Raw genomic sequence first — 8,229 nt, forward strand, 5'->3', positions numbered from 1 at the left:
TGGAGGACGGCACCCCGGTCGACATCATCCTCAACCCGCTGGGCGTGCCCGGCCGGATGAACATCGGACAGGTGCTGGAGACACATCTCGGCTGGATCGCGGCTCGTGGATGGGACGTCTCCGGCATCCAGGATGCCTGGGCCCAGCGGCTGCGCGACAAGGGTCTCGACCAGGTCGCGCCGAACTCCGCGATGGCCACCCCGGTCTTCGACGGCGCCCACGAGCAGGAGATCATCGGGTTGCTCGGCAACACCGTCCCCAACCGCGACGGGGAACGGCTCGTGGAGCGCAGCGGCAAGGCCAGGCTGTTCGACGGCCGCTCGGGCGAGCCGTTCCCGTACCCGATCGCCGTCGGTTACATCTACATCCTCAAGCTGCTGCACCTCGTGGACGACAAGATCCACGCCCGGTCCACCGGCCCCTACTCCATGATCACCCAGCAGCCGCTCGGCGGCAAGGCCCAGTTCGGCGGCCAACGCTTCGGTGAGATGGAGGTGTGGGCGCTGGAGGCGTACGGCGCCGCCTACGCCCTTCAGGAGCAGCTCACGATCAAGTCCGACGACGTCATCGGCCGGGTGAAGGTCTACGAGGCCATCGTCAAGGGCGAGAACATCCCCGAGCCCGGCATCCCCGAGTCCTTCAAGGTCCTCATCAAGGAAATGCAGTCGCTGTGCCTCAACGTCGAGGTGCTCTCCAGCGACGGCTCGTCGATCGAGATGCGCGACAGCGACGAGGACGTCTTCAGGGCCGCCGAGGAACTCGGCATCGACCTGGCCCGGCGTCCGAACGAGGGGGCCATGAGCATCGACGACATCTGACGGCCGGATCTCAGCCGATCGGTGGAGTGGACCAGCCGTGGGGCGGGCCGGAGGTTCAGCCGCCGATTCATGACATCGGTTGATGTGCTCATCGCTGCCGGATTGGGAGGCTCACGGTCTCCGAACGAAGAGGGAGCGAGACACATGGCAGACGAGAGCCGACACGGAGTGAGCCGGCGCGGGCTGCTCGCCGGTGCGGGCGCGGTGGCCGTCACCACCGCTGGGACCGCGGTGGTCGGGGCGGACAGCGCCGAAGCGGGCACCGGCGGGTTCGAGCCGGTGACCGTACGGCCCGGCGACGCCCGCTACGACAGCCTGCTGCGCGGCAACAACTTCCGGTTCGCGGGCCGGCCGGATCAGATCCGGGTGGCCGGGACGACCGGGCAGGTGGTCCGCGCGGTGTCGGAGGCGATCCGGTCTGGCCGCCGCATCGCGGTACGCAGCGGCGGCCACTGCTTCGAGAACCTCACCGGGGATCCGGGTGTGCGGGTGCTGCTGGACCTGTCCCCGATGAACGCGGTCACCTACGACGCCCGGCGGCGGGCGTTCGCCGTGGAGCCGGGGGCCACGCTCGGCCAGGTGTACCGGACGCTGTTCACCGGCTGGGGCGTGACCGTACCCGGGGGCAGTTGCCCGGAGGTGGGCGCGGGCGGGCACTTCGTGGGCGGTGGGTACGGCGCGCTGTCGCGGCGCTACGGCTCGGTGGTGGATCACCTGTACGGCGTCGAGGTCGTGGTGGCCGACCGCGAGGGCGGCGCCCGCGCGGTGGTCGCCACCCGTGATCCCGGCGACCCGAACCGCGACCTGTGGTGGGCGCACGCGGGGGGCGGCGGCGGCAACTTCGGCGTGGTCACCCGCTACTGGCTGCGCTCCGTCGGCGCCATCGGCACCGACCCGTCCCGGCTGCTGCCGGCGGCTCCCCGGCGGATGCTTCAGCATGTGGTCTTCTGGTCCTGGGACGGCATGACGGAGAAGGCGCTCACCGGCCTAATGCGGAACTTCGGCGCCTGGCACGAGCGCAACAGCGCGCCCGGCTCCCGGTACGCCGGGCTGTACGGCCTGCTCAAGCCGTCGCACCGGGCCGGTGAGAACGTCATGCTGGTCGCGCAGATCGACGCCGACCTGCCCGGGGCCGACGCCATGGTGACGGCCTTCGTGTCCGAGGTGAGCGCCGGGGTGGGCCTCAAGCCGGTGTTCGAGGTCCGCAACACGATGCCGTGGCTGCACCGGATGACGTGGCCCGGCAGCGGCGAGCCGGGTGACGTGCTCACCCGGCGGTACAAGATCAAGGCGGGCTACCTGCGGCGCTCGTTCACCGAACCCCAGCTCGCGGCCGTCTACCGTCATCTGACGAACTCCACCGGCACCCGGGAGTCGTCCGTACTGCTGGTCGGCTACGGCGGCCAGGTCAACACGGTCGCGCCCTCGGCCACCGCCGTCGCGCAGCGGGACTCGATCATGAAGGTGGCCTACCAGTCGGTCTGGGCCGAGGAGAAGGACGACGCCGTCAACCTGGCCTGGGTCCGCGCCCTCTATCGCGACGTGTACGCCGGCACGGGGGGCGTGCCCGTTCCCGGGGACGTGAGCGACGGCTCCTACGTCAACTACGCCGACGCCGACCTGGCGGACCCGGCGTGGAACACCTCGGGCGTGTCCGCGCAGCGGCTCTACTACAAGGACAACTACCCGAGGCTGCAGCGGGTGAAGGCCCGGTGGGATCCGCGCAACGTGTTCAGGCACGCCCTGGCGGTCGAGCCGCCCCGCTGATCTATGCTGGATCTGTGTGTCTTTCATCGTGTCTGAGCTGGTGGCGCTCCCTTTAGGAGCGGCCGCCTCTCAGGCATGAACCAGGGCCGTTCGGACGAACGGCCCTTTTCGCGTTCCTGGCATCGGGGTTGTGGCGTTCCGGCGGCGGCAACCGATCACCAGGAGACCCCATGAAGACCGTCGATCCGTCCAGGACGTCCGCAGCGCAGGCCCGCGGCGCCGTACTGGAGGAGCTGATCCATCGCGACCCCGGACGGTTCCGGGTACTGACCGGCGACCGTCCCACCGGGCGGCTGCATCTCGGGCATTACTTCGGCACCCTCGGCAACCGGGTTCGGCTGCAGAACCTGGGCGTGGAGATGTTCGTGATCATCGCGGACTACCAGGTCCTGACCGACCGCGACGTCGCGGACGACCTGACCGGCCACGTCGAGGAACTGGTCCTGGACTATCTGGCCGCCGGGTTGGACCCGGCCCGCAGCACGATCTTCGCGCACAGCGCGATCCCCGCGCTCAACCAGTTGATGCTGCCCTTCCTCAGCCTCGTCTCCGTGGCCGAGCTCAACCGCAACCCCACGGTCAAGGACGAGATCGCCCATTCGCGTCAGTCGGCGGTCAGTGGGCTGATGTTCACCTATCCCGTCCACCAGGCGGCCGACATCCTGTTCTGCAAGGCCAATCTGGTTCCCGTCGGCCAGGACCAACTCCCGCACCTGGAGCTCACCAGGACCGTCGCCCGCCGGTTCAACGACCGCTACGGCAACGGCACCGCCCTCTTCCCACAGCCGGACGCGCTGCTGTCGAGCGCACCGCTGGTGCTGGGGACGGACGGCGTCAAGATGAGCAAGAGCCGGGGCAATGCCATCACGCTGGCCGCGAGCGCGGACGAGACCGCCCGGCTGGTCAAGGGGGCGAAGACCGACGGCGAGCGCCACATCGCCTACGATCCGGTCGCCCGTCCCGAAGTGTCGTCGCTCCTCCTGCTCGCGGCCCTCTGCCAGAACCGGACGCCCGAGCAGGTCGCCGCCGACGTCGGCGGGGCGGGGGCGGCCGCGCTGAAGAAGACCGTGACCGACGCGGTCAACGGGTATCTGGCGCCGATCCGGGCTCGCCGCGCCGAGTACGGGAAGGATCGCGCGTATCTGCGCCGGGTGCTGCGCGAGGGCAACGAGCGGGCCTCGGCTGTCGCCGAGGCCACGCTCGCGCAGGTGCGGACCGCCATGAACAGCCACTACTGACACCGCACGGGACGCTCAGGCCCCGCCGCCCGCGAGGTAGGCGGCGGGGTCGTACTGCACGCGCAGCCCCCTGATCCTGCCGTCGGCGTAGGTGAAGAACTCGGCGAGCCTGACGACGCCTTTGGGCAGGTGGGCGTCGTAGAGGACGGCGCTGCCGTCGGGCCCGTGAACCTCGTGGACCAGGTCGATCCGGCCGACGTTGGCGATGAATCCCTTGACTCCCTGCAGGAAGGGGGCGGAGCCGGTGACGCGTCCGGCGATCGGGCCTTCGAACTCGAGGTCGTCGGCCAGAAGGGGAGCGAGCGCCCGCCCGTCTTCGTAGGTGTCGATCCCGCCGGTGAGGATCTGGTAGTAGGCCCTGAGGGTCGCGGGTGCGTCGTCGCTGGTGACGGCCATGGGTTCTCCTTCGTCCGAGAGCGTGGTTGAGAAAATAAACCATGAAGTTGAGAACCACAACCCCACTGATAGACTGGCGGCATGCGCTCGTACAACCAGTACTGCTCGATGGCCCGCGCCCTGGATCTGGTTGGCGACCGCTGGACACTGCTGATCGTGCGCGAACTGCTCTCCCAGGGGCCCTGCCGCTTCTCCGACCTGCGGCGAGGACTGCCCGGCATCGCCAGCAACCTGCTCTCCGACCGCCTGCGCGACATGGAGTCCGCCGGGCTGATCGCCAGGCACGACGAACCGCCACCGGTCGCCGCGACCCTGATCGCGCTCACCGACCGGGGCCTGGACCTCCGAGGCGTGGTGGGCGAGCTGACCCGCTGGGGGGCGCCGCTGATGCTCACCCCGCCGACCGGCGAGGAGTTCCGGGTGCACTGGTTCTCGCTGCCGCTGCGGCATCTGTGCCGGGACGGTGCTCCGGGCGAACCACCGGTGACCGTACGGCTCGGCGACCTGTACGACGGCTGCGACATCACCGCCGACCAGGGCCGGATCGAGGTGAGCCCCTGCTCGGGCGAGCGGCGGCCGGACGCCACGGTCACGGCGCCGCCGCAGGTGTTCGTCGCGCTCTTCACCGGACTGATGCCGATCGAGGCGGCCGAGGCCGAAGGACTGACCGTCGAAGGTTCGACGGCGGCACTCGCACGCCTGCTCCCGAACGGCGGGCGAGCCCGTGGCTGATGCGTACTTTTGGACGGCCGAGGGCGAAGGGAACGTCAGAAGCGGTAGACGTAGACCGTGCTGATCATCCTGGACAGCGTCGCGCTGGGCGCGGTCAGCCGGGTCATGAGCCTCGGGCCGGGCGGGAAGCGTGCGACCTCGGGCTCTCGGCCGCACAGGATCTCCCTGTCCAGTCTCAGCCTGGGATGCCAGCGCTCGACGATCCCGGGGTCGTCGAGGCCGGGGAACCGGGTGACGTCTCGAAGCGCGTCGGCGATCCTGGCATGGCGCAGCACCCACATGGCGAACCTGCTGTAGCCGTTGAACGCGATCTCCCCACTGGGGAAGTGGTCCACGAGCCGGCGCATCAGGGACACCGTCTCCCGGGCCGACCGGAAGGCGAGCAGGCCGTCGGCGACGATCACGGCGGGCCGGTCCCTGGGCAGGGCGTCCAGCCAGTCGGTGGCGTCCAGGTCGGCGCCGATGCCGTTCGGGGTCGCGTGCTCGGGCAGTAACAAGCGCCTCGCGGTGATGACCTCGGGGAAGTCGATGTCGTACCAGTCGGCGCCGGACGGCGGGGCAACGCGCAGCACGCGGCTGTCGAGACCGGCGCCGAGGTCGAGACCGACGGCGTCCGGGTGGCGGGTCATGAACCGCTGGACCACCTCGTCCAGCTTCTTGGCCCGGTGCGCGATCGTGACGACGGTACTCGGGGTGAGGTGCAGCCGCCGGTACGCGTAACCGGTACTCCAGACGATCTTGTCGGCCGTCGCGTCGCCCAGGATCGGGTCGGACAGACGGTTGTCCAGCGCCTTGGCGCACAGGGTGAGCCACAGTGTGGCCTGCAGCGGGGTGAAGGCCGGAATGGTGCCGGGCATCGGGTGGTTCTCATTTCTCTCGTACGGTGTCCCACGCGGCCCTGGCGGGGTTCAGCCCTCGGGCCGAGAACTCGAACATCGGCGCCGTGAGGCGGGGCGGGACGGGCCGAGGCGCCGGCCGAGCACGCGGGTCGGCGGCGGTGGCAGCGTGAGCAGGGCCGGGCTCGTCGTCACCGGCATGACCGTCGCTGCCCCTGATGTCCTCCAACGGGGGCATGCTCCAGTCCCGATCCCGGCTGCTCCGCCTCGGCCACACCGCAGCGGGTGAAGACGGTGACGGCGGCGTCGCGGATCCTCGCCTGGGCGTTCAGATCCGACGCGGGAGGCCGACGGGCTGAACACATGATCACAATGCTATGACATGCGTTCAGCCACCCGGTGAGGGTCTCACCGGGTGGTTGCGCGGGATACCGCGTTCACACCCTCCAGGCGGCCACCGTCGCAGCGGCCCAGGCGGTGACGCGTTCGGTGAAGCCCTCGGCGGGGAACTCTCCGTTCTCGGCGACGTCCGCGATCGTGACCGTGAAGTGCTCGGGCCGCCGGTCCGGGGTGGGTGCGACCACGTCGGAGGCCACCGAGGGCTTCTGGCTGCCGCTGCGGTGGGAGTTGGTGCGGCGTACCTGGCGGATCTGCCTGGTCGCCCCGCCCGAGCCGTCCCGGAGGAAGGCGTGCAGAATCGCCCAGGCGGCCGCGCCGCCGGAGGCGGGCAGGCGGCTGGGGTGCTGCCACAGGTAGCAGGCCACCGAGACCCCGTGCAGCGGTCCCCAGGGCGGCTGCCTGCTGTGATCCAGCGCGAGCAGCAGCTGGAAGAGGTTCTCGCAGGCGGGCGCCCCGCACTCAGGACAGGTCTCCATCCTGGCGAGACTACGACCTCCACCGGGTGGAGAGTCGAACGGCGGGTTGTCCGGAGAATACGCGGAGGACATCCCCATGGTCCGGCCAGGCCCGCCCCGCCAGGGTGAAGGCCATGAAGAAGAGCTTCGTGACCCTCGCCGTCGCGGTGGCCGTGGCGGCGCTGGCACCGGCCGCGTCCGCAGCCGAGCCCGAACCGCTGACCTGGGAAGGGTGCGCGCCCGCGCCGATGGAGTGCACCTCGATCGAGGTGCCGGTGAACTGGGCCGAGCCCGGCGGGCGCAAGATCCGGCTGGACCTCGTACGGCTGCCCGCCACCGAACCGGCCCGCCGGATCGGCAGCGTCCTGGGCGTGCCCGGCGGCCCAGGAGCCGACGGCATCAAGGACCTGAGGATGGCTGCGCCCGACCTGCGTGAGCTGGGTCGCCGCTTCGACCTCGTCGGCTACCGTCCGCGTAACACCGTCTGGCGCGAGAACATGCCCGCGATCTGCAAGAAGCCCGGCACCGCGCAGGCCGCCGCCATGACCGAGGCGTTCCGGGCCTGCCGGCAGGCGGACACGACCGGATTGTTCGCCCACCTGGACGCCATGTCGGTGGCCAGGGACATGGAGGCGATCCGGGCGGCGCTCGGCGAGGAGCGGCTGAGTTTCATGGCCGATTCCTACGGCGGGGTGACCACCGTCGCCTACGCCCGGCTGTTCCCGGAGCGCATCCGCGCCATGTACGTCGACGGGGTCGTGAACCACGCCGCCGACTGGAACGAGCAGGCGCTTCGCCACCACGATCTCAACGAGCGGCAGTTCCGGAAGTTCGTCACCTGGTGCGCGGCCACGTCCGCCTGTGCGCTGCACGGCGAGGACGCCGGGGCGGTCTGGCGCGCGCTCCTCCGCTCGGCCGACCGCAGGCCGCTACCCGTCACCTCCCCCGAGTTCGGCAAGGGCGAGATGAGCGGGTGGCACCTGCGGCAACTCGCCTTCGTGTCCGACCCGGGGCCGCGCGACGCGAACTGGCTGGCCTTCGCCCGCCTGGTCGACCGTGCGCGGCGGGGGGACGCCTCCGGCTTCGTCGCCTGGCCCAACTTCCGTGTCTGGGCCATGCCGGGCGCACTGGCGATGACCTGCGCGGACGGTCGTGGATTCGCCGATTACGCGGAGCTGCGGGCCTACCGCCGCGCGGCCGAGAAGGCCCTGCCGAATCTCGGCTCCGTCCGAACCGACGGCCTGGGGTGCACGGGCTGGCCGGTGAAGGCGGTCAACCCGCCGCGCCCGCTGCCGGCCGAGGGCCTGCCGCCGTTCCTGGGCGCGGGCAGCGTGTACGGCGACCTCGCGTGGACCGAGACCCTCACCCGGATGATCCCGGGCTCGGTGAGCGTCGCCTACCAGGGCCGCGGCCACGCCCTGTACCTCAGCGGCAAGAAGTGCCCCATCAGGCACGCGACCACGTACCTCACCGAGCTGCGACTCCCCGCCCCCGGCACCACCTGCCCCGCCGAGTGACACTCACTCGCGACGGGTGAACACCGCGACACCCCCGTCCGATCCTGGGGCTACCGCCCGGCGACGCTCGC

At 70.7% G+C, this 8,229-nt stretch carries 8 protein-coding genes; 5 read left to right on the forward strand and 3 right to left on the reverse strand.

The annotated features are described in order from the left end of the window. The 3 genes from ABD120_RS17160 to trpS form a co-directional block, all read left to right on the forward strand. Positions 1-818 (forward strand): DNA-directed RNA polymerase subunit beta (locus ABD120_RS17160; RefSeq protein WP_486348447.1); only part of this gene is annotated, 818 nt, incomplete at its 5' end. 144 nt (positions 819-962) lie between these two features. Next, entirely contained in the window at positions 963-2,585 is a 1,623-nt protein-coding gene (locus ABD120_RS17165; protein ID WP_343950906.1) for an FAD-binding oxidoreductase, read from the forward strand. 170 nt (positions 2,586-2,755) lie between these two features. Beyond that, on the forward strand, positions 2,756-3,823 hold the full coding sequence (trpS, locus tag ABD120_RS17170; protein ID WP_343950907.1) for a tryptophan--tRNA ligase: 1,068 nt from the start codon (positions 2,756-2,758) through the stop codon (positions 3,821-3,823). Positions 3,824-3,838: 15 nt separating this feature from the next. Here trpS and ABD120_RS17175 read toward each other — a convergent pair whose 3' ends face one another. Continuing rightward, a complete protein-coding gene (locus tag ABD120_RS17175; RefSeq protein WP_343950908.1) occupies positions 3,839-4,219 on the reverse strand; it encodes a nuclear transport factor 2 family protein in 381 nt (126 codons plus the stop codon). Positions 4,220-4,300: 81 nt separating this feature from the next. Here ABD120_RS17175 and ABD120_RS17180 point away from each other — a divergent pair, with 81 nt between their 5' ends. Then, positions 4,301-4,951 (forward strand): winged helix-turn-helix transcriptional regulator, encoded by a 651-nt coding sequence (locus tag ABD120_RS17180; RefSeq protein WP_343950909.1) that lies wholly within the window; start codon positions 4,301-4,303, stop codon positions 4,949-4,951. A gap of 35 nt (positions 4,952-4,986) precedes the next feature. Here the strand turns inward: ABD120_RS17180 and ABD120_RS17185 are convergent, their stop codons facing one another. Then, positions 4,987-5,808, reverse strand: a complete 822-nt coding sequence (locus ABD120_RS17185) for a class I SAM-dependent methyltransferase (protein WP_343950910.1) — start codon at positions 5,806-5,808, stop codon at positions 4,987-4,989. 416 nt (positions 5,809-6,224) lie between these two features. Next, entirely contained in the window at positions 6,225-6,662 is a 438-nt protein-coding gene (locus ABD120_RS17190; RefSeq protein ID WP_343950911.1) for a DUF5946 family protein, read from the reverse strand. A gap of 113 nt (positions 6,663-6,775) precedes the next feature. Between ABD120_RS17190 and ABD120_RS17195 the strand changes: the two genes are divergently transcribed. After that, a complete protein-coding gene (locus ABD120_RS17195; RefSeq protein ID WP_343950912.1) occupies positions 6,776-8,158 on the forward strand; it encodes an alpha/beta fold hydrolase in 1,383 nt (460 codons plus the stop codon). The last annotated feature ends 71 nt before the right edge of the window (positions 8,159-8,229 follow it).

Source organism: Nonomuraea longicatena (assembly GCF_039525605.1).
GTDB classification, from domain to species: Bacteria; Actinomycetota; Actinomycetes; order Streptosporangiales; family Streptosporangiaceae; genus Nonomuraea; species Nonomuraea longicatena.

What these genes read in the sequence shown, in the direction of transcription:
- ABD120_RS17165 (WP_343950906.1), top strand. Translation starts at nt 963, where the DNA reads ATGGCAGACGAGAGCCGACACGGAGTGAGCCGGCGCGGGCTGCTCGCC.
- trpS (WP_343950907.1), top strand. Translation starts at nt 2,756, where the DNA reads ATGAAGACCGTCGATCCGTCCAGGACGTCCGCAGCGCAGGCCCGCGGC.
- ABD120_RS17175 (WP_343950908.1), bottom strand. Translation starts at nt 4,219, where the DNA reads ATGGCCGTCACCAGCGACGACGCACCCGCGACCCTCAGGGCCTACTAC.
- ABD120_RS17180 (WP_343950909.1), top strand. Translation starts at nt 4,301, where the DNA reads ATGCGCTCGTACAACCAGTACTGCTCGATGGCCCGCGCCCTGGATCTG.
- ABD120_RS17185 (WP_343950910.1), bottom strand. Translation starts at nt 5,808, where the DNA reads ATGCCCGGCACCATTCCGGCCTTCACCCCGCTGCAGGCCACACTGTGG.
- ABD120_RS17190 (WP_343950911.1), bottom strand. Translation starts at nt 6,662, where the DNA reads ATGGAGACCTGTCCTGAGTGCGGGGCGCCCGCCTGCGAGAACCTCTTC.
- ABD120_RS17195 (WP_343950912.1), top strand. Translation starts at nt 6,776, where the DNA reads ATGAAGAAGAGCTTCGTGACCCTCGCCGTCGCGGTGGCCGTGGCGGCG.